At 51.1% G+C, this 25582-nt stretch carries 20 protein-coding genes; 7 read left to right on the plus strand and 13 right to left on the minus strand.

What is annotated here, in order from left to right; genetic code table 11:
* The first annotated feature begins 112 nt into the window (after positions 1-112).
* Entirely contained in the window at positions 113-1060 is a 948-nt protein-coding gene (locus ASAC_RS01675; protein ID WP_158303778.1) for a molybdopterin-dependent oxidoreductase, read from the plus strand.
* A gap of 130 nt (positions 1061-1190) precedes the next feature.
* On the opposite strand, the gene ASAC_RS01680 is transcribed toward ASAC_RS01675, so the two are convergent.
* Positions 1191-1754 (minus strand): class I SAM-dependent methyltransferase, encoded by a 564-nt coding sequence (locus ASAC_RS01680; protein ID WP_013266246.1) that lies wholly within the window; start codon positions 1752-1754, stop codon positions 1191-1193.
* Positions 1755-1848: 94 nt separating this feature from the next.
* On the opposite strand from ASAC_RS01680, the gene ASAC_RS01685 reads away from it, so the two are divergent.
* Positions 1849-2283, plus strand: coding sequence for a hypothetical protein (locus ASAC_RS01685; RefSeq protein ID WP_013266247.1), 435 nt, complete (start codon positions 1849-1851; stop codon positions 2281-2283).
* Positions 2284-2290: 7 nt separating this feature from the next.
* Here ASAC_RS01685 and ASAC_RS01690 read toward each other — a convergent pair whose 3' ends face one another.
* Entirely contained in the window at positions 2291-2527 is a 237-nt protein-coding gene (locus tag ASAC_RS01690) for a hypothetical protein (protein ID WP_048812723.1), read from the minus strand.
* 281 nt (positions 2528-2808) lie between these two features.
* Here ASAC_RS01690 and ASAC_RS01695 point away from each other — a divergent pair, with 281 nt between their 5' ends.
* From ASAC_RS01695 to ASAC_RS01710, 4 genes are read left to right on the plus strand one after another with little or no spacing between them, the layout of a single operon-like run.
* Positions 2809-4218 (plus strand): APC family permease, encoded by a 1410-nt coding sequence (locus ASAC_RS01695; RefSeq protein WP_013266249.1) that lies wholly within the window; start codon positions 2809-2811, stop codon positions 4216-4218.
* 59 nt (positions 4219-4277) lie between these two features.
* Positions 4278-5411 carry a type 2 isopentenyl-diphosphate Delta-isomerase gene (gene fni / locus ASAC_RS01700; RefSeq protein WP_013266250.1) on the plus strand — a complete coding sequence of 378 codons (1134 nt, stop codon included), beginning with the start codon at positions 4278-4280 and terminating at the stop codon, positions 5409-5411.
* The gene (locus tag ASAC_RS01705; protein WP_013266251.1) at positions 5401-6417 is read left to right on the plus strand and encodes a polyprenyl synthetase family protein; all 1017 of its coding nucleotides are present in this window, start codon (positions 5401-5403) and stop codon (positions 6415-6417) included. The genes fni and ASAC_RS01705 overlap by 11 nt, the downstream gene beginning before the upstream one ends.
* Before the next feature lie 2 nt (positions 6418-6419).
* A complete protein-coding gene (locus ASAC_RS01710; protein ID WP_013266252.1) occupies positions 6420-8150 on the plus strand; it encodes a glutamate--tRNA ligase in 1731 nt (576 codons plus the stop codon).
* A 17-nt stretch (positions 8151-8167) separates the two neighbouring features.
* Here ASAC_RS01710 and ASAC_RS01715 read toward each other — a convergent pair whose 3' ends face one another.
* From ASAC_RS01715 to pheS, 5 genes are all read right to left on the minus strand, one after another.
* On the minus strand, positions 8168-9490 hold the full coding sequence (locus tag ASAC_RS01715) for a trehalose synthase (RefSeq protein WP_013266253.1): 1323 nt from the start codon (positions 9488-9490) through the stop codon (positions 8168-8170).
* Between the two features lie 71 nt (positions 9491-9561).
* Positions 9562-11415: a glycoside hydrolase family 15 protein gene (locus ASAC_RS01720; protein ID WP_238523621.1), complete on the minus strand. Its 1854-nt coding sequence runs from the start codon at positions 11413-11415 to the stop codon at positions 9562-9564.
* A gap of 159 nt (positions 11416-11574) precedes the next feature.
* Entirely contained in the window at positions 11575-12393 is an 819-nt protein-coding gene (locus tag ASAC_RS01725; protein WP_013266255.1) for a GTP cyclohydrolase I FolE2, read from the minus strand.
* A 7-nt stretch (positions 12394-12400) separates the two neighbouring features.
* A complete protein-coding gene (gene pheT, locus ASAC_RS01730; RefSeq protein WP_013266256.1) occupies positions 12401-14077 on the minus strand; it encodes a phenylalanine--tRNA ligase subunit beta in 1677 nt (558 codons plus the stop codon).
* A 4-nt stretch (positions 14078-14081) separates the two neighbouring features.
* Positions 14082-15527: a phenylalanine--tRNA ligase subunit alpha gene (pheS, locus tag ASAC_RS01735; protein WP_013266257.1), complete on the minus strand. Its 1446-nt coding sequence runs from the start codon at positions 15525-15527 to the stop codon at positions 14082-14084.
* Positions 15528-15644: 117 nt separating this feature from the next.
* Between pheS and ASAC_RS01740 the strand changes: the two genes are divergently transcribed.
* Entirely contained in the window at positions 15645-16568 is a 924-nt protein-coding gene (locus ASAC_RS01740; RefSeq protein WP_158303779.1) for a DUF2797 domain-containing protein, read from the plus strand.
* Here the strand turns inward: ASAC_RS01740 and ASAC_RS01745 are convergent.
* From ASAC_RS01745 to ileS, 6 genes are read right to left on the minus strand one after another with little or no spacing between them, the layout of a single operon-like run.
* Positions 16561-17253 carry a phosphorylase family protein gene (locus ASAC_RS01745; protein ID WP_013266259.1) on the minus strand — a complete coding sequence of 231 codons (693 nt, stop codon included), beginning with the start codon at positions 17251-17253 and terminating at the stop codon, positions 16561-16563. The genes ASAC_RS01740 and ASAC_RS01745 overlap by 8 nt on opposite strands.
* Positions 17254-19167, minus strand: coding sequence for an arginine--tRNA ligase (locus ASAC_RS01750; protein WP_148217100.1), 1914 nt, complete (start codon positions 19165-19167; stop codon positions 17254-17256).
* A gap of 35 nt (positions 19168-19202) precedes the next feature.
* Complete coding sequence (locus ASAC_RS01755; protein ID WP_048812725.1) at positions 19203-20768, minus strand: VWA domain-containing protein; 1566 nt, start codon at positions 20766-20768, stop codon at positions 19203-19205.
* Positions 20758-21720, minus strand: coding sequence for an AAA family ATPase (locus ASAC_RS01760; RefSeq protein ID WP_013266262.1), 963 nt, complete (start codon positions 21718-21720; stop codon positions 20758-20760). The genes ASAC_RS01755 and ASAC_RS01760 overlap by 11 nt, the downstream gene beginning before the upstream one ends.
* A 49-nt stretch (positions 21721-21769) precedes the next feature.
* The gene (gene cas4, locus ASAC_RS01765) at positions 21770-22399 is read right to left on the minus strand and encodes a CRISPR-associated protein Cas4 (protein WP_083773998.1); all 630 of its coding nucleotides are present in this window, start codon (positions 22397-22399) and stop codon (positions 21770-21772) included.
* On the minus strand, positions 22396-25581 hold the full coding sequence (ileS, locus tag ASAC_RS01770) for an isoleucine--tRNA ligase (protein WP_013266264.1): 3186 nt from the start codon (positions 25579-25581) through the stop codon (positions 22396-22398). Before ileS ends, cas4 begins: the two co-directional genes overlap by 4 nt.
* Between the last annotated feature and the right edge of the window lies 1 nt (position 25582).

Consider the following 25582-nt stretch of genomic DNA (forward strand, 5'->3'; position numbering starts at 1 on the left):
CTGCCTTAAATTCTGGGCCCCTCTGCTCCGGAAGGGAGATATGACGGCCGTACCTAACATCTTAGGGTGCAGAGCTTACCTTAATCGGAGGCTTGCAAAAATAGGTATGCCAGTGGCCTTTGAGTGCTCCTCAACGGACAAGCTGGCGTCGCTAGATGATGTCAAGGGTGAGGCTACGGCTGGGCTAAGGAAGGTCATTGAACTGACGGGCTCTGTTGACTTGAACGCCATCTACTCTGGCCATGAACTGATAGGAAGGTCCTACGATCTATACGTGTTCAAGTTGATCAGCGGGGCAAGCGAGGTAGGCCAGCTCAGAGTCGTTGTCAGGAAGTCACTTTTCATAAATCTGACCGGCGTCCTCTTCACAAACGGCCTTGCCTTAATGCCGCCCGAGGGGGAGCTGCTTAAGAGAGGTGAGGTTAAGGAGGGCGAAGTCCTGAGCCAAGTAATGACTTCTAAGGAGTGCACGGCTGCCGAGCTGCCCCCTGGCCAGGTGGCCATACCTAAGTTTGTAATCTACTCAGCCGAGGGGGAGATCCCAAGGATTGAGAGGGGCTCCTGGAAGCTGGTCTTAGTGGGGCCTGACGGCAGCTCTGTAGAGCTGGGGCTCGCTGACATAATGAGCGAGGCCAGGGACCTGGGACCTGAGGACTTCCACTGCGTCACAGGCTGGAGCGTTAAAGGCCGGAGGTATCTTGGGGTTCCACTGAGAGACCTTTTCAGGAAGCTCGATAGCTTGGAAGGCGCTAAGTGGGTCTACTCATGGAGCCATTCCGGCTACACCTCTGTAATGCCAATTGATGTAGCGGTCGAGAGCGCAGCGCTCGTAGTGGGCATGGATGGTAAGGCCCTGCCTGATGAGAACGGGGGTCCTGCAAGGATCTTCAGTCCACTTCTATACGGCTGGAAGGGAACTAAGTGGGTCTCAATGATCGAGCTTTTGAGGGACTACGAGGATGGCTACTGGGAGGCATTGGCTTATCACGAGAGGGGGTTGGTGTCCCATAATGAGAGGTTTAAACTAAGGAATCCATCGTTGGTCGACCTTTGTTGGTAGTTGCTCCGTTTGGCGCTAGAACCTTGATGCGTGCGCAGCCTTACTATAGGCCACTCTCACAGAGGCCATAGCATTATACCTTTTGCAAAACTCTGTCCTGAATTTAAACAGGGCGCCTTTACGGCTTGGCTCAGGGCTTAACTCCGATAACTAAGTAATGAGTCTCGTTAACGTTCTGAATTACATCGATTGAGGCTAGGCCTGCGGCCCTTAACTCTTCAATAACTTTCTCAGGGTCCACCCTGAGCCACTGCGGGGGCCCGAAGGAGAGCGACCCCTTTTTAAACTCGTAGACCGCAAGCCTTCCTCCACGCTTTAGTAGGCGTACAGCCGTTCTCAGCACGGCCTGTGAAACCCCTTCATGGATGAAATCGTGCAACACGTTAGCCATTATCACTACGTCTGCCACGTTATCAGGCAACCCAACTCCTTGAGTCGCGTCAGCTTCTACAACTTCAACGTTAGAGAGTCCTTCTTCTGAGGCTTTTTCGGCAACGATACGAAGGGACTCCTTATCTATGTCTACCGCATAGACCTTTCCAGGGGCTACGATCTTAGCCACAGGTATTGTGAACCTCCCAGGCCCTGAGCCCAGGTCCACCACCGTCATGCCAGGCTGCAACCTAAGGGGCTCTAAAAGCGAGACGTCCACGGGCGACATTAAGTGCCTTCTGAACAAGTCATGCCTGTTCATATCGGTTTACCGAGTAAAGAGGTAAGAGGAACTAAAAAAGTTTAGATCCGTTTCGGTTCGTGTGACATCACGTGCCAGCAGCTAGGGGTCAGCAATGAGCAACACCGATGCAGGGTCAGAGCTCCAGCACGAATTCATAAGAAAACTTGAAATAGCTATGCTAGGCGTGCTCTCTATAATTTCGCTGCTCATAGGTTACATGGTAGGTTTGGTTGCTGCAAGGGCCTTCTCAGACTCGTCCATAGTAGTTTCACTGCTCCTGTATCTTCTTTTACTGGCGTTTTACCCAAGATACAGGTTTCCATTCCTTGCCTACATGGTCGGAGCCGACATTGGGTCGCTGGTATTCGATATAGCGGTTCTGCACGCTAAAGTAGTAATTTATCCCCTGGTAGTGCTTCTTGTTAACGACCTGGGCAAGTTCTCCGTGAATATAGACTTCGTGCAGCTTTTAGTGCTCCTTGAAGTTATAGTATACATAGCGAGAAAACTGCACAAGGCTAGGAACAGAAAAATGGAGGCTTCATAAGGCTGTTTCACTCTATTGAAAGATACTTTGAGAGGAGAGGGTTAAGCACTTCATTGCTTATCTTTTCGGACAATTCGGGCTCAAAATGCCTGCAGAGAGCCGCCAGGCCCGCGAGTCTAATAACTTCGTTTCTTATGGAAATGTTGGCCTCGGCTAGCTTAAACGTTAATGATGACTCAAGCGACTTCTCCCTCACAAGTAACTGACGAACCCTGTTGCAGTCATCGGGGGGAACCTCAAGCACTTCGTCCTGGGGGGCTCCAGGCTCCGCCTCTTCAGGTTTAAGCTCAAGCCATGAGAAGTAGGTCGGGGAGTGAAGCTTTAAACAGGATATAAGGTCGTTCTGAGAGGCGATTACTAGCCTGAGGTCGCTCAGAAGGCTTTCAAGTTGACTTCTCAGGTCTTTTATCCTCTCCCTGGTCTCGATCAGCTGTTCATAGAGTTCCCTGCACTCAGCGAAACCTAAGCACCCCAGTAAGCCTTTTAAGTGGCATGAGGTTATTTAAATGAGAAGGTAGTCAATCAATGACTACCTCGGAGAGGACAACAGCTACGACGGGCGGGCAGCTGAGCAGAAAGCTAGGCCTGCTCGACTTAGTGTTTCTATCCTTTGGAGGGCAGGCAGCGCTGCTTTCCTTGCTAACTTACGCCACAGGAGTGGTCTCCTACACAGGAGTTTTTGCCCCAGTAGTGATAATAATAGGAACGCTTCTGGTATTGTTAAATGCTGCAGTCGTTTATGGCCTCTCAAAGAGGTATGGCGAGGCCGGGGGCTATTATATATATGCGTTTTACAGCCTAACGCGAAGGCTGGGCCTTGAAACGGGCTGGCTCTACATAATGTACTCTGTTATCTACGGCTCTGCCTACTTCCTAGGGGCTGCCTATGTCCTAAGATATGCAATTCACTTGGACCCCTTTTTGGCAGCCATCATAATATACATTCCAGCAGCGACGTTCCTAGTCTTGGGCATCAGGCCCTCAGCAAAATACGCCGAAATAGCTTCAATAATAGAGCTGGCTGCGTTGATCTACATAAGTTTAGTTAACCTCACAATAGCAGGCTTCAGGTTTTACAACCCGTTCTCATTAAAGTCAATACCATCATCGTCGCTTTTGGCAGCCGGTATGCTCTTTGCAATAGGCATACCCACGGGGTATGGCTCCATAACTCCGCTGGGCGGGGAGGCCATAAGGAAAGAGTACATAGGCAAAGCTGCAATAATTGTAGTCATAGTGGGTGGGCTCCTTGCCAGCATGGTAATTTACTCGCTCTTAGACGCCTCCCTGGCAACTGGCCAAATAAACTTCATATTGACGGCAAGGATACCAGTTATAGACTTTATGCGTAAGTTTTACGGGGATCTTTATGCAATACCGCTAGTCTTTGCTGCATTTAATGATGGCGTTCTAGCGCCCTTATCATTTATGGCAGCCACGTCAAGGACTCTTTATGCCATGGCGAAGAATGGCATGCTACACAGGGGCTTAGCCGTTATAAGGGGTGACCATCCGTTTAATGCAGTGATAGCGACAGTAATAATCTATGGCATGGTGACTTTTCCGGCGCTGGCGCTCTACGAGAGGCCCTTCGCGTTATTCCTAGTATATGGCAGCCTGGCCGGTCTCGCTAACTTGTTTGTGCACGTTTCTGCCAACTTCTCGTATATTCTTGAAGGCTTCAGAGGGCTTCGCAGAGCCATGACGTTCAATTCGCTTAAATCGTTTAACTGGATATTCAGAAAGTTCACAGACATTTTAATAGGATTCAGCGCCAGTATCATAAGTTTATGGGCCATGACGTTGAGCTTTATGTCAAAGAACCTTCAGCTAGAGGTCGATATATTTATAGTGTGGATAATAATAGGGTTCATATATGCTGAAGTTCTGGACGAGCTTAAAAGCATAAGAAGTTCCGAGCTGCCGCAGGGCTAGGTCAGGCAGGCCCTTATTTTAAGTCCCTTCTTTACAAGTCTGTACGAGTGAGCTGCTGAATGACATTTACGAGCGCCCGTAAGCTTGAGCACATAGACATCGTAAGGAAGGGTGGCGTGGAGCCTCAGGAAACCACGCTGCTTGAGTATGTAAGGATAGTTCACAGGTCACTTCCTGAGGCTAACTTAGAGGACATTGATCTCTCAGTTAAACTTTGTGGCCGCGAGCTGGGCGCACCTTTAATAATAACCGGCATGACGGGAGGTCACCCTGACGTAGAGCCCATAAACGCTGCCATAGCAGAAGTGGCTGAGAAGTTTGGAATAGCCATGGGTGTTGGAAGTCAAAGAGCGGCTATAGAGGACTCCTCTATGATTCACACGTTCTCCGTGGTAAGGGAGAGGGCTCCGCACGCCTTCATAGTTGCTAACCTCGGCGGAGCGCAGCTGGCCAAAGGATACGGGGTGAAGGAGGCCTTAAAGGCCGTGGAGATGATAAGGGCCGACGCCATAGCGATACACCTCAATATTGGACAGGAACTGTTCCAGGACGAGGGTGACACCAAGTTTAGCGGCGTGCTTGAGAAGGTAGCAGAGCTCGTGGAGGAAATGCCGGTGCCCGTGATAGTTAAGGAGGTGGGCACAGGCCTCAGCGCTGAAGATATTAGTGCGCTGCGTTCAGTCGGCGTTAAGTGCTTCGACGTGGCGGGGTTAGGAGGCACCAACTGGATTAAGATAGAAGCCCTCAGGTCTAAAGCTAAGCATGGGGCGCCGCTCAGGGACCCAGCTAGCATAGCAGACCTATGGGGCAACCCCACGGCTATTGCAATAGTGGAGGCCAGGAATGCGGCCCCGGATGCATATATAATTGGAAGTGGAGGGCTCAGGGATGGTCACGACGTGGCCAAAGCTATAGCTCTAGGCGCTGACGTAGGTGGCTTCGCGGCCCCTGCCCTCAGGGCGCTCTCAGCAGGTCGTGAAGGACTAGAGAGGTATGTTTCACAGATACTTTATCAGTTGAAGGCGGCAATGTTAATGAGCGGCAGTAAGAGGCCCCAGGACCTCTGGCTCGCTGGCATTACCATATGGGGTCGGCTCAAGGACGAGCTGGAATCAAGAGGCATAAACATTGGTAGTTACTTAAATAGCAGAGCTATGACACTTCTTTGGAGGAGACGGGACAATGACATTTGATGATATGAATGAGCTCGTGGAGAAGTACGTCCCATTGGTGAACTCAGACATATATGACGTAGTAAAGGGCGCCCCTGAGGAGCTTTACAATGCGTCGCTTCACTTAATAAAGGCTGGCGGAAAGAGGCTAAGGCCACTGGTGGTTCTCGCCACGGCCAGAGCTTTAGGTGGCGTTGACGCTGAGGCGCGCGCTATTCCTCTCGCCTCAGCCGTGGAGATTTTCCACAACTTCACCTTAGTGCATGACGACATTATGGACAATGACGACTTCAGGAGAGGGGTGCCCACAGTCCACAAGGTTTATGGAGTTCCACTGGCAATTACCGCTGGTGACCTTATGTTTTCACTATCCTTTGCATCAATTCTAAGAAGCCTTGAGAAAGGCCTTGACGAGGAGTACGTAATTAAGGCAGTGCAGGCCCTAACCGAGGCTTCCCGCAAGGTAGCTGAAGGCCAAGGTTATGACATGCTCTTCGAGAGGAGCTGGAATGTGGACGCAGAAGACTATCTAAGGATGATATACCTTAAGACAGGGGCGCTGGTGGAGGCGTCAGCAAAGTTAGGCGCCATAGCTGCAAAGGCCAAGGATGAGGTAATAGAGACCATGGGGGAGTATGGGAGGCTCGTTGGCCTAGCGTTCCAGATAAGGGACGATATACTTGGAGTGTTTGGGGACCCCTCCAAAACTGGCAAACCCGTTTATAGCGATCTCCGGCGGGGTAAGAAAACCATATTGGCACTGAAGGCAGCCTCAAGTAATGAAAAGGTCAAGGAGCTCCTAATTGATATCTTCAATGGAGATAGCTCAGAGGAGAAGCTTAAGGAGGCAGCTGAAGCTATAAAGAGCACAGGAGCCCTCGACTACGCACAGGGCCTCGCCAACAGCTACTCTCGGCTTGCTGTAGAAAAGCTCGATATGCTGAAGGCCTCGGGGCTCATAGTGGACGAAAAGGCCTATAGAGCCTTAAGAGATCTTGCAGTATTTAGTGCTCAGAGGGAGAAGTAAACATGAGCTTGGACGAGCTAAGGTCTCTAATCTACAGGGTTACATTACGTAATGCAGTGCAACATGGAGGCAAAGCAATGATAAACAGCGTAATGTCGACGCTCATAGCCGAGCACCCGGAGCTCAGGCAGAGGGCCAGGGAGCTGGCGCCCATAGTAAAGGAGATGGTGGATAAGGTTAACTCCATGAGTGCCGAGGAACAGCGTGACACTCTGGCAAGGGAATTCGGTGAAGCCGTGGAGGAAGGTCAGAAAAAGCCGAAGCCCGAGCAGAAGGTCCTACCTCCGCTTCCTAACGCTCAGGAGGGTAAGGTTGTCACCAGGTTTGCCCCTAACCCGGACTTCGCAATTCACATAGGTAACGCTAGGCCCGCGATATTGAGCTACGAGTACGCGAGAATGTACAAGGGTAAGATGGTGCTAAGGTTTGAAGATACAGACCCTAGGACCAAGACGCCTATGAAAGAGGCCTATGAGATGATTAGGGAGGACCTCAGGTGGCTTGGGGTTAGATGGGATGAGGAGTACATACAGAGCCTTCGCATGGAGATATTCTATTCGACTATGAAGGAGGCCCTCTCAAAGGGCTGCGCCTATGTGGACTTAGGGGGCGAGGAGAGCAAGAAGCTGATATCTGAGGGCAAGCCGCCAGAGTACAGGGACAAGCCACCGGAGTGGCAGCTAGAGCAGTTCGACAGGATGCTCTCAGGACACTATAAGGAGGGGGAGGCTGTAGTAAGATTTAAGACGAACGTCAACGATCCAAACCCCAGCCTCAGGGATTGGGTAGCCTTCAGGATCATTGATACTGACGCCCATCCTCACCCACTGACTGGAGACAAGTACATAGTGTGGCCCACCTATAACTTTGCAGTCAGCGTTGATGACCACTTGATGGGCATAACGCACGTGCTCAGGGGCAAGGAGCACCAGCTTAACACATTGAAACAGGGTTACGTCTACAAGTGCTTCAAGTGGCCTGAGCCCACCTACATACACTTTGGAAGGCTGAAGCTCGAAGGCTTTATAATGAGCAAGAGCTACATAAAGAAGATAATGAGCGACAGACCTGGCGAGTTCATGGGTCTTGATGATCCAAGGTTTGGCACGATAGCCGGGCTTCGTAGGCGCGGCATATTGCCCGAGTCTATAAGGGATGTAATCCTTGACGTCGGTGTAAGGCCAGGTGATGCCAAGCTTAGCTGGGCGAACTTAGCCGCGGTTAACAGGAAGAGGCTTGATCCCATAGCTGACAGGCTGATGTTCGTGGAGCTTACAGGTGGCCGCGGCATCAGGATGAGGTTAAGTCAGCCTGACTGTTACGTGGCAAAGATACCTTTACATCCCAATAGGCCGCAGGCGGTTCGCGAGATAAAGGTATGCGATGGGGACTACATCTATGTTCCAAGCGAGGACGCTAAGGCCCCCATGGTAAGGCTAGCCGGCTTAGGAAACTATGCAGTGAACGCCAATGATGGTTTACTTGAGTTTAAGAATGATAGCCTTGAAGAGGCCAGAAAGGGAGGTTACCCGATAATTCAGTGGGTGCCTGAGGCTAGCTCTGTCCGGCTGACGGTGCTGGAGCCTGATGGTCTGAACTTAATAAAGCATGACGGACTAGCTGAAGGTTACATAAACAACTACGGCAAGGGATCCAGGCTGCAGTTCATACGTTACGGCTTCGTCATAATAGACTCCGTCAACCCCTTGGTAGCCATATTGACCCATACGTAGCGTGACAGGCCTTATTGCTATGAAGAGAACTCCTTAACATATTTCGCCAGTTCGTCGAAGCCCTCCTTGTACCTTATTATAGCGTTCAGGGGCACATAATGGTATCCGGTGCGTGCGATGATTTCATAAACGGACTCATAGCTAGCCCTTTCAACAAGCCAAAAGAAAAGCGATGAGAGGCCGTCCAGGAGGTTGCTAAGCCCCTTGCTCTCGGCGTTCCTCACGTATGATTCCAAGATGCTTCTGAAGGCCTCCTTCTCCCATCTGAGAAGCTCCTCTGGAGGCCACGACGAGACCTGAAGAAGGGAGGCGCCGGTCCTCAGCTGCTCGCCCATCATTGCAGCATAGTCAATGCTCCTCGCCAGGGCGGCTAGGTCCCTTACCGCAGGTTCCTTTTCGAGCTTACTTGCAGGCATCTTGTACGGTTCCCCCTCAAAGTCCGTTATGTATATGTCCCCCTTCTGAGACTCTACTATTTGGTAGAGGTGAAGGTCACCGTGGATCCTCAGCTTGGTTCTTCCAAGGAGCTTCTCTGCAAGTGGCTCCAGGGAACTTACTAGCTCCTCCAAGGAGTCGGCGGCCTCGTAAACCAGGGGCCTGTCGCTGTATGGAAGCATGCGGGAGCCCTTATCTCTCAGCCATGAAGACCTCCAGCTGATCCTTTCAAGCCACCTCCTGATGTCAGCGTCCGTTATGGGCTCTGGCCTGCACCAGCTTTCGCTGCATGTCATCATGACGTTATGAAGCTCCGAGATCGCCAACCCTATCTTAGGCCCTATGGAATTCACGTTAGCGGTAGACCTGTTGGAGGCATCATTGACATAGGTCGTAGCTGCTGGAAATCCGTCAATAAAGCTAGTGATAATAATGTAGGGTGAACTCTCATAAGTTAAGTTGCATATGAATTTGGGGACCCACTTATAATTTACAAACGTTAAGTACCTGAGTACCAGGTGTTCTATGTTGTCGCTTTCAAGGCGCCTTAAGGCCTTTATCAGTAACCTTTCACCGCCTTCATCTACGGCCTCGTAGCTTATGGATCTGAGCCCCGAACTTACGATTTTTAGCTCCCTTATCTTCCTGAGCCCACGGCAGCTTGATTGGAACGCGGCGGTAGAAGAGCTCAATATAGAGTTAAGCCATGTGGCTGAGGAGTCCAGTTCCAGGAGTGAACCATCAGGCAGCATGGAAATAGGGGCAAAGGCCTTCTCACCGCACCCCTCAACTGTGAGGGCGAGGCCTCCCTCTATAGGCTCACAGTAGTAGGCTACGCTGTCGCAGCTGAGCATCCAGGGCCTTGATGTATACCATTTAAGTATTGACGAACTGCACTCTGTCACTAAGTTAGACACCTATCTCTATTAAAAGATAGCGCGCTTATTAAAGCAAGATAAGCGCTTGTGCATGGCAATTAGCCTGGCGGCAGCAGGCTTTTGCCGCCTAACATGAAGTAAGTCTTAATGTATTCAGCGTGGCTCCACGCCAGCGGCATTACTGAGAGCGGCGCCGAATCGAAGGGGCTGACCTGCTCCGGCAGCATCCCAGTGGGGGAGGCTACCCCCTCAACCCACGTCATTAATTGCTTTGCAGAGTCGAAGTCACTCTGCAATATATAGCTCTGCGCCAGCCACATGGTAGTTATTATCCATGGGTTGCCAGGTATGCCCGTATAGTCACCAGTGATTCTTTGGTAGTAGTCGTTTTCATACCTTGCAAGGCCTCCTACCCTGCTAACCCACAATTTATCTCTCACAACCTTTACGGTGCTCTCAAACATGGGATCTGAAGGCTCCACAAGGCCAAGGAGGCCGGCTGCCAGGATTGAGGAATCTACAGTCTTATCAACGCTGACAACCCTGTCCTTATCTATTACTATCATCCTGTAGAAATGGCCTCCATCCCTGTTAAACATGTGTTCCCTGAAGCCGTTTTGGATGGCCTTAGCTAGGCGTCTCCACTTGTCCTCCTTGCTCCACACTCCAAGCCTCCTCGCGATGTCTGCAGCGCTCTTCATGGCAGCATAGACAGCGGCGACCGTATATGCGTGAACCCCAAGTCTCTCCTCCCAGAGGTCGTAGCTCATCAAAGGCAAGGACAGCTTCCCATTAATGAAACTTGCCATGAACTCCGTGGCCTTTTCCAAATTCTCATAGACTTCCCGTAGCAGGAAGTAATCATTAGAGGTCACTATATGGTACCAGAAACCGTAGACTGCCAGGGCGGTCTCGTCCTCCTGTATGTTCTTACTAATTTCAGTCTCAGAGGTCCACGGGTGCCACGTACTTCCAAAAGTGCCGTCAGCGTTATACTTCTGGTAAAGATAGCCTTCAGGAGTCATCAGCTCTGTAAACAGCTTCTCGTAAAACCTCCTAGTGAAGGACCAGTAGCCCATAGAGTCAAGGGCTATGGCTACATGAACTGCATCCCTTGGCCATGTATATGCATAAGTGTCAAGGTTAAACTTGAGGATGCTGGTGTCCAGCGAGGCAGGCACTTCACCATTATTACCCATGTGGCCAATGAGCACGGCAACGCTCTGCTTCAAGAGTTTTACATTCTTGACGGGCTCTGTAAGAACGCTCCAGTACCTGCTGTCGCGCTCAAAGTGCTCACCAGGACTTGCCCTTAGGTCCTTCAAAGATTCCACGAGGTCATTATAGCTTCTTCCAGCAACTATGTAAAGGTAGAACTCCTTGGCAGCTATGGAGACAGCGCTGTCAACGGAGCCCTGAGCTATCGGGTTTTTGTTCAGAACACCGTCCTGGCAGTCTCCAAGCACAGCTCCTTGGTCTCTCCTCCCCGTGGTATACTCATAGAGTTTATGTGATGAGGTAACCGCGAACCAGGTACTTCCCTTGTAGTGGATCACGGCATCGAGTCGGGGGTCGTAGAGCGCCGTGTCACCAAGTTCACTGTTGTTGAGCCTGAAGTCGTTGTACTGTATGAACCTAAAGAGGCCCTCACCCTTTATGCTAACCTTAGTTATTATTGCTGGCCTTGTTTGGGAGGCCAACGAAGTAAGCTCCACTGTAGCGTCGCTCAATCTGAAAATAGCCCTGGCTATCAGGTTGTCCATTTCAATGGACTTGTCCACGTTTTCGAGCCATAGCATCTGGCCATCCTTCCATAGACCTATCTTAAAGGCGCCGTTTACTGAGTGGTTATGGTGCTGGTCAAGCATGGGATAATAGATGCTCCTTATGTAGAAGTTGCCGTCGTAGAGCGCCGCAATAGTTCCGTTGCTGACCATCGCAAGTCTTGCCACCTATGTTCACCGCTAACAGGGAATAGTGCCCCACTTGATATTTACTATTTACTTTAGACTCTTTTTAGACTCTTAATTTAAATGTGCACATATGTAAAGGCACGAAGCAGTTTATCCCGCGCCGCACAACATCAATAATGAGAGCCCCTTAGCGTAACTTTAAACGCCGCAGCCCATCTTAGGTAGCTCTTCCACTTTTCCCTCCGCAACAGCGAAAACGTTATGCGGATGTATGCTCTCCAGGCTATAGATCTCTGCTCTGAGCACCGTATCCTTAGGAAGGCTTTCGCCGACTAGACATCTGAGTCTCCTCACGGCCTCCCTAACAGCGTCCTCAGCAAATCTTGGGTTTCTGTGGGCTCCAAAGACAAGTTTTGCCTCCTGAGGCCTCTTAAGTAACGTAAAGGCCGGCGCCGAGAGCGAGGCCCAGAGGGCTGATGCAATATCATCAACGCTAATTATGTGAAGCTTGTGGGATATTATGGAGCCTTTAAGCATCACTTTTTGGCTATGGCTGGGCGCCGTGGAGCTATAGTTAAACATGTCAGCTATAGTTCTCTGCGCGCTGGGACATACGGTGAAGCCTTTTACAGAGACGCTGGTCAGGAAGGTCTTTTTATATCTTCCTCCTGTCACAGCAACTTTAACTCTAACTGGCTCCAGGGACTCTATATCCTCAAAGACGGCCCTCGCCCAATAAGTTGTATATAGCTCAACGCCGGCGCTATCGCTGTAACTGTGAAGATTCAGAAGCTGGTCATGAATGCTCTCTGCAAGGCCTTCAAGGCTCCACGACTCCTGGGGGAAGGAGTCCAATATTTGCATGGCGTCAACGTTGCGGGACAGGTGGGCCCCCTTTCTGTCAGATGAAATATCCACGTATACATTAATCTTCGCGTCAAAGGCGAACATCCCCTGGGGCGACTTTATTAGGATTCTCTTCAGGACGCCTCTGAAACCTATCCTCTTAACTGGCACAGGGTAGTCAGGGCTTCTGTCCTGCAGCTCCAGCCCTTATCACCTTTAGGAGCTCTGTTAACGAGAGTTCAAAAACGGCCACTGGGTACGTTACGTTGAGCTTATCTAGTATAACAGGGTTTATCTCGCCAATAACTCCAATCTCGTGGCCATTAGCTAGGAGTGACGCGGACCTGCCTGCGAGAAGCCAGCTAGCTGTGAGAGGTTTAGCGCTGGGCTTGAGGCCAAAGGATCTTATAAATGCGTAAGCAACGGCTTGAATGTCCTCATAGCTTACTGAGTCGTCCATGGTAGCGGCAGCCAGCTTTAAGTCTTCTACTGCTTCAGAGCCGATCTTTTTAACGGTCTTGCCTATCTCGAAGATATTAACAGGCTTGGTCTTGCTGACGTTGAAGAACATGAGCTGAAGTAGCTGGGGCACGAGAGAGGGCCTTAAGGCATCTAGCTCCTCCTGTACAGGATTTTTGAGCTCTACAGTGTCGCTGATCATATCAAAGAGCCTCAGTAAGGAGGAGCTGGTCAATATATAGCTCATTACCTCGGTGAAGCCAAGCCCTGCCATTATGTCGCGTGCCGCCCTTGAGAGCAGGGTGTGGTCTAACAACGATCCTCTAGCGTCGTTCATGTACTTGCTTGGTAAAAGCTTGGGGGAGTCATAGCCTAACGCCATGGCAATGTCTTCCACGAGATCTATCTCAGATATTATGTCATAACGGAACGGAGGAATTGTAACTTTTACATGGCCGTTCTCAGGCGAGGCGCTGTGCCTCATCTTGAGCAGCGAAAGTGTAACCTCATCGACTGTTAGGTCCGTCCCCAGGACCCTGTTTACGTAGTTTATATCAAGGCTCAGCTCCCTGCTCTTAAGTACTGGCGTGTGTAAAGGCTCTCCTGTCCTTGGAACTACCCTGACGAAACCTATGTAAGTTCCTCTCCTCTCGGCTAAGTTAAGCGTTATGATGTCCAGCACCTTAAGCACGGAGGCAAGGTCCGTTCCAGTGACGTCGATTAGAAGATCCCTGGTGCCGACCTCAACCCTGGTGAGCTCAGAATTTATCACGGGGGGCAGAGAGAGCACAGCCCCACCATCTTCTGTAAATGCCGGGTGGAGGCCCTCAGCTAGACTTATGTTGCCATATTTTACCCCCTGCTCCGTGCTCCTCAGAACTTCAGCTATCGACATGGTTTCGCTTCCACCAAGGGGTACCATGCTGCTCTTGAGCGGTATCATGCTGTACCTGAGCCTCTTGGACTTAACCTTAGCCAGGTCGTGGAACCCTATTGCTACCTTCCTTCTTCTCCTTCCTACAGTGTCATGGAGTTTCTCTTGGAACTGAACGAGCTCCTCAAGGAAGGACTCCGAATCGACGTTCACATTATATACCACGGCAGCAGCTATGTAAGGCCTAGTCTCTGGCATCTCATTGACGAGCTCCAGGCCGCTGTCCCTGAGCTTCCCATCTAAGGGCGTCCAGCCAAGTTCTATGGACTCTATGCCTCTGACGGCCCTTGCTATGCCTTCAGAGATAAACATGTCTGGCCTGTCCGGGTTTATCTCAACCGAGAGATAGTTATCATTAAGCTCGGTCTCGCACTTTAACCTGAAAAGCGCCTCCTCAACTATGTCAAGGTCCAGGCCTGTGGTCTCCACCAGCCTCTCAGGCCTAAACCTGAGCGTTACCATGGCTTCACACCTCAACTTTAAATGATCTCAGAAAGTCGTAGTCTTTAGAGTAGAGGTCTCTAACGTCATGAAGTCCAAAGCGGGCCAGGGCCAGCCTCTCAACGCCCATGCCCCAGGCGCCCACCTGGTAATCAACGCCAGCAATTCTTAGAACCTCTGGCCTGAAGAGACCCGCGCCGAAGACCTCAACCATGCTGCTTCCTATCCTTGCATAACCCTCTACGCTGGGCTCCGTGAATGGGAAGTAGGCAGGCTTAAACTTAAGCTCCAGGCCAAGCCTTTTGCCGAACTCGCTTAGGAACCCAAGCAGGTCCCTAAACGTGAAGTCTTTCCAGCCCATAATTCCATCCAGCTGATGGAAGTCTGATAGATGGGTGGCATCCACGGGATCAGCTCTGAAGACTTTATCTATCGTGAAGAACCTGATGGGAGGTCTGGGCCTGGAGGCGAGAACCCTTATGGTTACCGCGGTGGTCTGACTTCTCAGAATTCTCCTTGAGGCTACGCTTCCATCCCACTGATATCCCCAGCCATGTTCGTGCTCATACTTAACCCTGGCAACTATGTCAGCATAATCGCTTAGGTCAGCCGGTGGTAGGTCAGGCCAGAAAGTGTCGTGCATCTCCCTGGCTGGGTGGTCCTGGGGCTGAAAGAGCGCGTCGAAGTTGAATAGCTCCAACTCCACGAGGGGGCCGCTCACTTCGACGAAGCCCATCTCCTTCATGAGATCTTTAAGCTCCTCTATGAACTCAGCAAAGAAGTGTTTTCTTGCAGGCATCCTTAATGGTGGTTCTGCGCTAACGTCGTAGGGCCTTAATGTGTATTCTCTCCATTTGCCTGTGGCTATAAGTTCATGAGATAACTTTGCTATGCTTGGCTTAGCGGTTGCCAGCGAGAGCCCTTGAGGTAACAGCCTTATACTTACCAGGTTTTTTTGCTCAACTTTTACAAGACCTCTGCCCTTCAGGACGTCGACTATTTTCTCGCTTACAAGCCCTCCCTCCTTTATGCTCCTAAGGCCCCCCTTTAGGTTGACTACGCTCGCCTTGAAACCTTCGTGGTCTACGAGAGTTATCATGCCATTAGCTATCTTTACATAGCCAGCCTTAATGGCTACCCCGATGGCTATGTTGAAGTCGTTCCCAAGGGAGCTTCTAGCTAAATCGACTGCCACAGAGCCATTGTTGGCCTCTAACAGCTCGAGAAGCCTCTCTTCAGGTAATCCGTTCCTCAGGGCCTCTTCGCCCCTCTCCGTCAAAAGTATCCTGGTGACAGTTCTTCTATCGACCTTGACAAGCCCCTTAGCCTCGAGAAGACTTGCTAAACTCGCAGCGCTGCTAGTAGGCATGCCTATAAGCTCCTCCGATTTCTCAAGGTCCAGCGGCTCACCAAGACTTGCGAGCTTTTTGAGAAGCTCTAGCTCGCCAGGGCTCAGCTGCTCAGCAGCCATGGTTAGCCTCCTGTGATTGACTTAAGGTTGAACAATTAAATGTTTGTCTCGGAGGACGAGAAGCCCAGGTAAACTTAATATCCTCCGTCAGGTTGACTTCATATCTCGATGATTACCGTGGGGGCTACCAGAGCCATTCTAAGGCTTGTAAAGCAGAGAATAGGCGAACCCGCGCTAAGGAAGGTTGAGCCTCCAAAGGGTTTCCTGTTCGTAACGTCGCAGGAAAGCGTAGATATAGTCACGTATCCTGCGTCCTTGGACTATCTCTTAGTGCAACCTGAGGGCTACTCTGACGTCTTTAAATATACATCAGAGCTCAAGATAGCCCAGGAGCCGTGGCAGTCGTATTGTCAGTGGCACAACGGCCCCCTAGATGAAGCTGATGACCCTCTCAAGAGGTTATATTGTCCGGTCGCGGCCGAGGGCTTCTGTTCAAAGCACAGGAGGTCGGAAAGGGCAATTTACACCCTGTGCCTTGATTCAAGGTCTGAGAAGGCGCTTGAAGCCTGTAAGTATATAGATAGCGTGGTAAAGGGCGAGTACGTAGTTTATATGTTGGACTATGGAGGCGATAAACCTAAGGTAGGCGCGACGAGGAAATTCAGGCTATTAGAGAGGATAGCAGAGCAGCCTCACGTCGTAGCTACGGTTATTATGGAAGTTGATAGTCTCTTAGCAGCAAGGAAAGCTGAGATGCGTATATCGAGCAGCGGCATAGCTGTCGAGAGCTGGCGCCATAAGTTGCTCAATGCTCAGGACCACTACTTTGCGTCGCTGAGGCTCAGCGAGGCGGCATCGAAAGCCTCCAAGCTTCTGGGAGTTCAGTGGGACAACAAGTTATTTTCCATAGTCTCACAGGACTTCATATCCATGAGGCCGAGGGTTGTTGATGCTGAGTCGCTTGTAGACAAATCGTTAATTCCATGGGCCTCTTGGGGAGGGTTCATAATGTTTAAGGACAGCGGAGGCTCCCTCGTGGCTGTTAAGTCATCGCAGCTAATGCACAAGAACTCTTTGATAGTGGACCTTGGCTCTACCTGATGAGGACCTCTAGGGATGCAGCAGCGGCGCTCATGAGGCCCTTGTCCACCAACGCCTGGTCGCTCTGCAGGGAGCCGGCCGAGTTACTTATCACGAGGGCGCAGGCGGCGCTGACACCTCTTATTCGTGACAGGGCGGTTACCGTGGCGCACTCCATTTCGACGGCCTTAAATCCAAGGGATTTAAGCAACCCTAGCACATTGGATTCAGCGTAAAAGGAGTCGCTTGAGAACACGGCCCCCTTGGTGGCCTTTACGCCCAACTTAGATAGCTCCTGCAGCAGCCTGTAGGTGAGCTCCAGGTCAGGAGATGATGGTGGACATATAGATCCAAAGTAAAGCCCTAGGCCAGCGCCGCCATATGTTGAGGACGCCGCGTCAGCGACAAGTACGTCTCCAGGCCTTAGCTCTGGGGAGATGGCGCCTGCAGTTCCTACCCTTATAATTCTCTTAGCCCCTATACTTATTAGCTCCTCAACTACAATGGCAACGCTGGGACCTCCCATTCCGTGAGCTGCTATGGCGACCTCCTTGTCCTTGTAGAAACCCACGTAAGTCCTGAGCCCTCTGTTGTCATTTATAAGGCGTGGCCTTTCAAGCAATGATGCAAACCTGTCGGCTCTCAGCGGGTCCCCTGTTATCAGAACGCCCTCAGGAACTCTTTCAGCCTTTATGTGGTAGGGCATTTACATCCTCCTCAGCGTTGGTATGCCCAGCACGCTCATACCAATGCCTAGGGACTGTCTGACGATGTCCACTATTAAGGCCTTTAGCTCCTTTGCCCCAACATCAGGCTCCCTGATCACGGAGTCCTGTTCATACCACGTGTTGAAGCTATCCGCCAGGTCAGCCAGATGCGATACCAGATCCTCTGGGGCGAGATCATCTGCTGCCTTAGCTATCACTAGCGGAGTCTTCAATGCCTTTACAAGGAGCCTCCTCCGAGGCTCCGTGCACTTGTCTGGGTCCACGGAGTTAAGATCCACCTTCCCGTGCTTTTCGAGTATATTGACGGCCCTCACGTATGTATATTGAAGGTACGGGCCGCTGCTCTCCCTAAGGTTCATAGCCTTATCAACACTGAAGGTAAGGGGCTTTGACGCGCTCATGTGAACCATGAAGTACCTGATGGCTCCAACGCTTATACTCCTGGCTATAACCATGGCTTCCTCCTTTGACATAGATGGGTTTCTCTCGGTGACCTCCTTCAACGCCCGGGTGGAGAGCTCCGTGAGAAGGGAATCCAGCGTGACATACTCGCCTCTCCTTCCATGCATGCTGCCGGTGGTGAGCCTGACTATTTCATAGTCATAATGAATTAGGTTTAACGCCTCCCTCCTGTGGCCGAGGCCGTAAAGCGCTACCCTTAGCTGTAGCTGTGGAAGCCTCTGGTCAGCACCTATGACGTTAATTACCTTATCCGCGTTGGCCTGAGAGAACTTAAGGATACTGTAGGCCAGGTCCCTTGTGGTATAAAGCGTAGTGCCATCGCTCCTGAGCAGAATGAGAGGCGGCAGGGAGAACCCTTTGGGAAGCCTTATAGAGCTGAGGGCCTCCTTGTCATGTTGAATCTCTTCACTTATTATCTGAGGTACGTCTATTGCGTCAGCGTCCTTGTACTTAATGAAGTACCTGCTTCCCTTGGCTTCTTCAACAAGCCTGCCCACGAGCCCGCTCCAGACCAGGTCACTCTCCCAGTCCCAGAAGTCAAAGCTCACGCCGAGAATCTCAAGGCTTTGCTTGAAGCCTTCGAGGACCGCCTGAACCATGGATCTAATCAATGTCTTCTCAGGCTCAAGCCCCTTCTCGTACCTATTATTAAGGTCAGCCACAGCTGCATCAGGGTTCTCAAGCGAGGACAGCGCGGTGTAAAGCTTGTCAAAGAAGTTCCCTGGGTCCTGCGACTTTAGCCTAGCGAGGGTTGACGCTAGCTTTTCCGCCTCTTCGCTGTTTCCAGCTTTTTTCGCGTTTAGAAGGTCTATTGTGGTGCTGGTCACGGCATAAATCCAGCCGACCAGGGAGTCGGGCTTTATTGAGAGCCTCTGCGACTCTTTTAGCACGTCTATGCCCAGCAGCTTAACTCCAAGGGCTGCTATGGACACCTGCCGGCCAACGTCATCTATGTAAAACCTTGTCACAACGCTATGCCCTCTTGACTTGAGAAGCCTTGCAAGCGAGTCCCCTATGCAGGCGTTCCTCGTGTGCCCTATATGAAGGGGATGTATGGGGTTGGCGCTGGTGTGCTCAACCACTATCTTGAGGGGCCTAGAGGTCTTAGGGACCTCTAGCTCCTCGCCATTCTTAGCCCACTCTACTACCGCTTTGACAAGGTCCCCGCACCTGAAGGTTAAGTTAGTGAACCCCTTTAAGTTCTTCACGTCGACATAGTGAATGTTATAGTCTGATGCAAGCCTACTTGCCAATATCTTGGCTACTTCATCAGGGTCCTTGGAGTACCTTATAGATGGAAATGAAGAGTCCCCGTACTCCTCCTTTACAGGTTCCATCAGGTCCCTAAAGGCGACCAGCTGGTCAACGCCCAGCATATCTGAGAGAATTTCCGAAGAGCTGACGATAGCCCTGGTCACAGGGTCTAGCAAGCTTCAGCCCTAGCGCCAAGCAGTGAGACGTCGACTTAAACTTTCCTGAGAATCTCCGAAAAGGCCCTTATGACGTCACTCTGTCCGCTCACCGTTACTACAGTCGCGCCGCAGCCCTGTATCTTTGAGATCTCAGCTAAACTGGCCGACGGAGGCGCAAGAAGGGCTAACCTACGGCCCCTGCTGATGAAGCTGCAGATTGTTTCAGAGGGCTCCAAGTCCCTGACGGTTTGCCTTAGGTCAGATATCATGACAACTCTCTTAGCGGTTTCAGAGGCCCTCAAGGCCTGGGAAACGTTGGTATACCCATCGAACCTGAGCGACGCCAACAGCCTTATCATGGTCTGCCTCTTCAGGGGCCCCTTTACAGGCTTCACTGTATCATTAAAGAGCACCAGTAAATCTATGCTGTCCGTGGCCAAAGCGGCAGCCGCTAGCGCCATAGAAGAGTATGGCCTCATGGAGCCGCTTATGTCCAGTAAGAGCGAGAAGCTCTTTACCTTCTCGCGAGTTCTATAGGTCATAAAGTTACTGGCCATTCTTATGTACTTTAGCTCGGACCTTCTCAAGTCAAGCCGTCCGCCAGCGGTGTTATAAGTTGTTCTCTTGCCCTGGTGTAGACCCGTCGCTGTTCTGGCGAGTGAAAGCTCTAAAAGGCGTTCAAGAGCTCTTCTTTCCTTCGCATCTTCAGTATTAATATAGAGATCCTGAACTACCGGGATTAAGACCTCCGGCGGCAAGTTAGCTAAGGAACTTGGGCCTCCCTGAGCCACCCCTATTATAGCTTTAGCCTCGTTTAGAAGGCTTCTGGCAGTCTCGCTGAGTTCCCCCTCATTAACTTTGCTAAGAGCAGCTTCCGCATATTTGCTTTCCTCCATTGCAAGCTGAAGGTAACGTGGCTCCCGATCACTTAAGGAAGCTGCGGCGTGCCTTAACGAGAGGGAAGCCTTAACTAAGGCCTCAAGCGAGGACCCCTTTATGAAGCCTTTAATTTCGACCCTCCAGAGGAGTCTGGGATCTACGGCCTTAGCTACGCTTAGGGCTTCCTCGTAACTGTCCGCATTTGCAATGAGCTTTCTTACAACTTCCGCCGCTTTTTCCGAGTTCATATACCTGACGGCTGCCAGGCTTCTTTCTTTGCCAACGCTTAACGCTATGGAGGGCCTCTGCTCCAGAATTTTAGCAACAACGCGAGGATCTCGCAGTTCGCCCAGCTTGGCCAACATGTTTGCAACGTACTTTAGCTTGCGTGGGTTCTTAGGAATTCCATGCACATATTGTACTTCATTGATAACATCATAATACGGTTTCGGGTTATGGTCTTTGCATCCCCTCTTCCTAAGGTTGTTGTCGAAGTTATCGTGCCATGCTGGCAACCCAGATAGGTATTCCTTTATCAGGGCCTCTGACTCATCATCTTTAGCGAGCGCTGCCAGAATTATCGTCATTATATCATCATAATCAGCGCGGTCGCTAAGGTTAAAGTACGCCTCTGCCAGGTATATGGCGGTAAGCTCCTCACTTATACTAACACCTTTGCCTTGAGATCTGAGGAACATCGCCAACTTACGCACAAGGTTTATTAAATCCTCAGTCCTCATAGGTGACTCCTTCACCGATGTATTCCTTGACGGTTGCATACACCGTGTCTTCATCGGCTGGGTCCTTTATGAGTGCAGCGGCGGCGGTCTCAATCAAGTGCCTCGGAAGCACGCTTGCACTTCCTTCAGTCTTTGCAATCGCCTGCGCTAAGCGAACCCAGGAAATAGATGCGTCAACGCCTGGCTTATGTGACATGCTGTTGGAGCTCCTGAGGGCGTTAACCGCGCTGACCACCCTCCTCAACATAGAGTCCTTTACGAGGGGCCTATCGTTTACGTGTAACATTATTATTTTAAGCTCGTCTTCAGGATCAGGGTATGTGAACTTAATCCTGACAACCCTCCTCAAGAAGGCATCGCTTAGCTCTCCCTGTGCTACGTCGGTTGGATTGCTGGTAAAGATAAACTGAAATCCTAGACCTTTGGCCTTAAAGGCCCTTTTCAGCTCAGGCACGACTATTCTCCTCTTATCTATTATGTCCAACAGCATGTTTTGGAAATCTTCGTTGCTTCTCCTGATCTCGTCTATCAGAACCCCGGCGTCTAGTATCATGGCCGCGAGCAGAGGCCTCGGGATGAACGAGTTCTCATTGAAGCCATACCTCATAGCCATGAGGGGATGGAAGTCGCCAATGGTCTTATACTCATCGTAATCTGGGGAGGCGGGCAAAACAAAAGGGTCCCTGCCAGACCACAGCCTTAGGAGGGCCTCTCCAATCTCTGTCTTGCCAGTGCCCGGGGGTCCCTCGAAGAGCACTGGCCTGCCTATCATGAACGCTGCGAAAGTAACTTTAACTATCCTGAGGTCTACCAATAGTTTAAACCTCTCCTCGAGCACTTTGACCGCTTCCACGGGGTTCCTCACAGGTCTGGCGGCCTCTGAGACCTGCGAGTAGATTTCCCTAGCCTTAGCCTCTATGGGGTCCTCCTTATCACTGCCATAGCTCTCCATTTTCGGTTACTCCTGCCTCTCTGGTTATGCTAGCTAAAGGGTTTTTGTCTTACTGCTCCTCTATGGTATCGATGTCAATAAGCCAGGAGCCCGGCTCCTCCAGGTTCTTAGCCTCCTCGCCCTCTAGGTCAAGAAGGAAGCAGGCCTCCCTGTATGGGCAGCTGTTGCAGCGACGGCCTCTCTTAGCTGCTGGAAGTATGCCGTTCTTCTTAACTAACAGGTAGTCATCTATGGCTTTAAGTACTAGGGCTGAGAGCCTGCTGTCAAACTTAAACACCCTTGACGCCGTTGGATACCTGACCTCAACAGTAATTTCTTGAGGTCTATAGTTTCTGGCAACCATAAGCCCGTAAGCGCCAGCCTGAATAATGTCGCTGACCCACGCTCCTTTCCTTGGCGCTTTTGAGCTCTTCCTTTCAATGATGTGCGCCTTCCCCTCGGCTACTTTGATAGCGTCTGCCCGTCCAACTATCATGACGTTCTCATTTAGACTTAGGACAAGGTCGTGTTCACTTATGTAGCCCTTAACTTTATCTCTAAGCATAAACATGGCATGGAAGGCCCTTCCTATGAATAGCCTCAGGATCTCAAGAAGGCCTCTCCTCCTGGGCATGTAAAGCTCAAAGAATGCAAGCCTTGGACAATAGCCAAATGTATGAAGGTCGCTGGGCCTTATTATTGTTGGTTTCTTTTGACCTCCCTTATTGCTAGGCTCAGACGTTTCTCATCGACCTCCCACTCGCTGGACTTTACACCCTCAGGGGGTGAGTCATAATGTATTGCGGCAGCTCTAGTCTCGGACTTCACGTAATCCTCTAGAACCTTGGTTGCGGCTAGAAGCTCCTCATCGCCATTGATCCAGAGCTCTATGTATGCATCCACAGAGAGGCCCGCCTGCTTTCTCATGTACTGGACTCTCCTTATTATTTCCCTTACGGTGCCTTCGAGCGCCTCTTGCTCAGAAATGCGCCTGTCAAGGGCTATAGTGCCGTAAGGCGTCTCCTCTGCGAGGAGCCAGTCTGGGTACTTCGCAGTTATCCTCACGTGCCTCCTCTCCACCCTCACGGTCTGCCCGTTAACGGTAATATCATAGAAACCTTTCTGCAGTATCTCACGTGCAGCCATGGCGTCACTCTGCAGGGCCTTTATGACGGCGGGGGTTAACTTCTTGAAGTCAGGCCCCATGGTGCTGAACTCGGGCTCAAGGCTGTACTCTCTTAGCTCGTTAAGGAGCTCTGAGGATACTACTTTAACTTCCTTGACATTGACGGCCTGAGCTAGTAAGCCTTGAAGTTCTTTAACTGCGTCCTGCACGACCTGTGACGAAGGTGATATGTATAGCGTCTTAAGCGGTCTTCTTAGCTTAATGCCTCCCTTCATTCTGGCCGATAGTGCGTACTCAGTTATCTTCCTTACGATCTCCATTTTGTCCTCAAGGTCCTTGTTTATAAGCGAGAAGTCAGGCTCAGGTAGCCGGGTCATGTGAACGCTCTCTGGCATATCAGGCTCGGCTGGCCTAATGAAGTTCTGATAGAGGTACTCGCTCAGGAAGGGCATTATTGGAGCTGCCATGAGGATCCACGTCTTGAGCGCCGCGTAGAGCGTTGCATATGCGGCCCTCTTTGAGGGCGTGTCGCTCTCCTCCCACACCCTCCTCCTTATGAGCCTTAAGTACCATCTGCTAATGTCCTCAACTATGAAGTCCCTTACTATGCGGGCTGCCTCGTGAACCTCAAGTTTATCAAGGCGCTTCCTGTACTCGTCGAGGTAGCTGTTAAGCCTTGATAGCAGCCAGCGATCCTCGACTTCAAGGTGATCCCTTACGGAGTCCAAGGTAACAGCCTTTGGGTCAAAGCCGTCTAAGCTCATATACATTGAGGCAAAAGCGTACACGTTCCTCATTATGGTGAAGTCCCTGGCCGTTACGTCTATGTTATGCCATGAGAACCTGAGGTCCTCCCATGTGGTGTTACGCAGTAAGTAGAGCCTAAGAACGTCGCGTGGGTACTTCTTCAGGATATCCTCAACAGCGACGTAGTTACCGAGGGACTTGTGCATTTCCCTGCCCTGTTCATCCAGGACAAACCCATGAACTAGCACCCTCCTGTAAGGTGCGCTGCCAAACCCTATCACCCCCGAGCGCAGGAGGCTAAAGAACCAGCCCCTCAGTTGGTCATGGCCTTCGAGCACAAGGTCGACAGGCATAAGGCGGTTGAAAGCCTCCTTGTTCCTGGGGAAGCCCAGGCTAGCATAGAATGCTATGCCGCTGTCAAACCAGACGTCAGCGACGTCAGGCACCCTGGTCATGACACCGCCGCACTTGGGGCACCTCAGGGTGATCTCGTCAATCCATGGCCTGTGCAGGTGCTCGGGGCGACGGCCGCCAAGCCTGACTACGTCGTCAACGCTTCCTACGACCTCCACGTGACCGCAGTTGTTGCAGACCCATATGGGTAGTGGTATGCCCCAGTACCTCTGCCTGCTAACCACCCAGTCCTCTATATTGGTGACTAGCGAGGCTATCCTGCTCTTGGCCCACGAGGGCACCCACTCAACGTTATCGAGCTGCCTAAGCAGCTCCTGCCTTAGCTTACTGACGCCTATGAACCACTGCTCTGTGGTCTTGAGTACTAGGGGGGTCTTACATCTCCAGCATATAGGGTACCTGTGCCTTACCTTACCTATGTGGAACAACGCCCCTCTGCTCCTCAGGTCATTAATTATAGCTTCGTTGGCCTCCGTTCTGAAGTAAAGGCCCTTGTACTTTCCGGCGTCCTCAGTCAACCTGCCCTGGTTATCGACTACACTTATGGGCGGCACCCCAAGCTTGGAGCCGACTTCAAAGTCTATGTCGCCATGACCTGGGGCCGAGTGCACTAGGCCCGTTCCCTCGGTGGCAACAACGGCCTCCGGCGCCATTACGACCCTGTGATACTTTTTCAGGACGGACTGAGCTGGAACTATGTCCTCAAGTGGATGTGCGTATTCAAGGCCTTCAAGCTCAGACCCCTTGAATGTTCTGACGACCCTGTAGTTAGTTACACCGGCCTCTCCCATCACTGCTTCCACCCTGCTGCTAAGTATGACGTACCTCTCCCCGTTGGCTTCAACCTCTGCGTACTCCATGTCAGGGTGAGCCATAACAAAGGCGTTAGCTGGCAGCGTCCAGGGCGTTGTGGTCCAGATGAGGAGGTAAAGGTTGTCGCTACCCTTTACCCTGAACTTCACGTAGATGGAGGGGTCCTCTAGCTCGGTGTATTCCGAGACCTCATAATCTGCTAAAGTGGTCTCACACCTAGGACACCAGTGCAGCACTCTCTGGCTTCTATAGAGCAGGCCTTTGTCATGTGCTACCTTGAACAGGTACCAGCCGGACTCTATATAATCATCGGAGTAAGTGACATAGGGGTTCTCCCAGTCCATGAAGACTCCGAGTTGCTTGAAGTTCTCTGTCATGCCCTTTATGTTATTCTCTACTACGTCAAGGCACGTGTTTACAAACCTTTCTATGCCAACGGAAGTCTCTATTTCTTTCTTGTTCTTTATATTGTACATCTTCTCGACTAAGATCTCTATAGGCAGGCCGTGAGTGTCATAGCCTGGCTTATCCCACACGTCATAGCCTAACATCCTGTAATATCTAAGCAACGCGTCCTTAAGCACCTTATTCCACGCTGTGCCAAGGTGTATTGAGGAGGCGCTGGCGTAGGGGGGGCCGTCCAAGAAGTAAAGCTTTCCTTTGTTGCCTCTAGACGACTTCATCTTATGATATATATTATTCTTGTCCCAGAAACTGAAAACCCAGCTCTCTATCTCGTGCTGGGGCCTATTGTCAGATGCTAGAAGGCCTGAGACCTTCAAG

Source organism: Acidilobus saccharovorans 345-15, from assembly GCF_000144915.1.
GTDB classification, from domain to species: Archaea; Thermoproteota; Thermoprotei_A; order Sulfolobales; family Acidilobaceae; genus Acidilobus; species Acidilobus saccharovorans.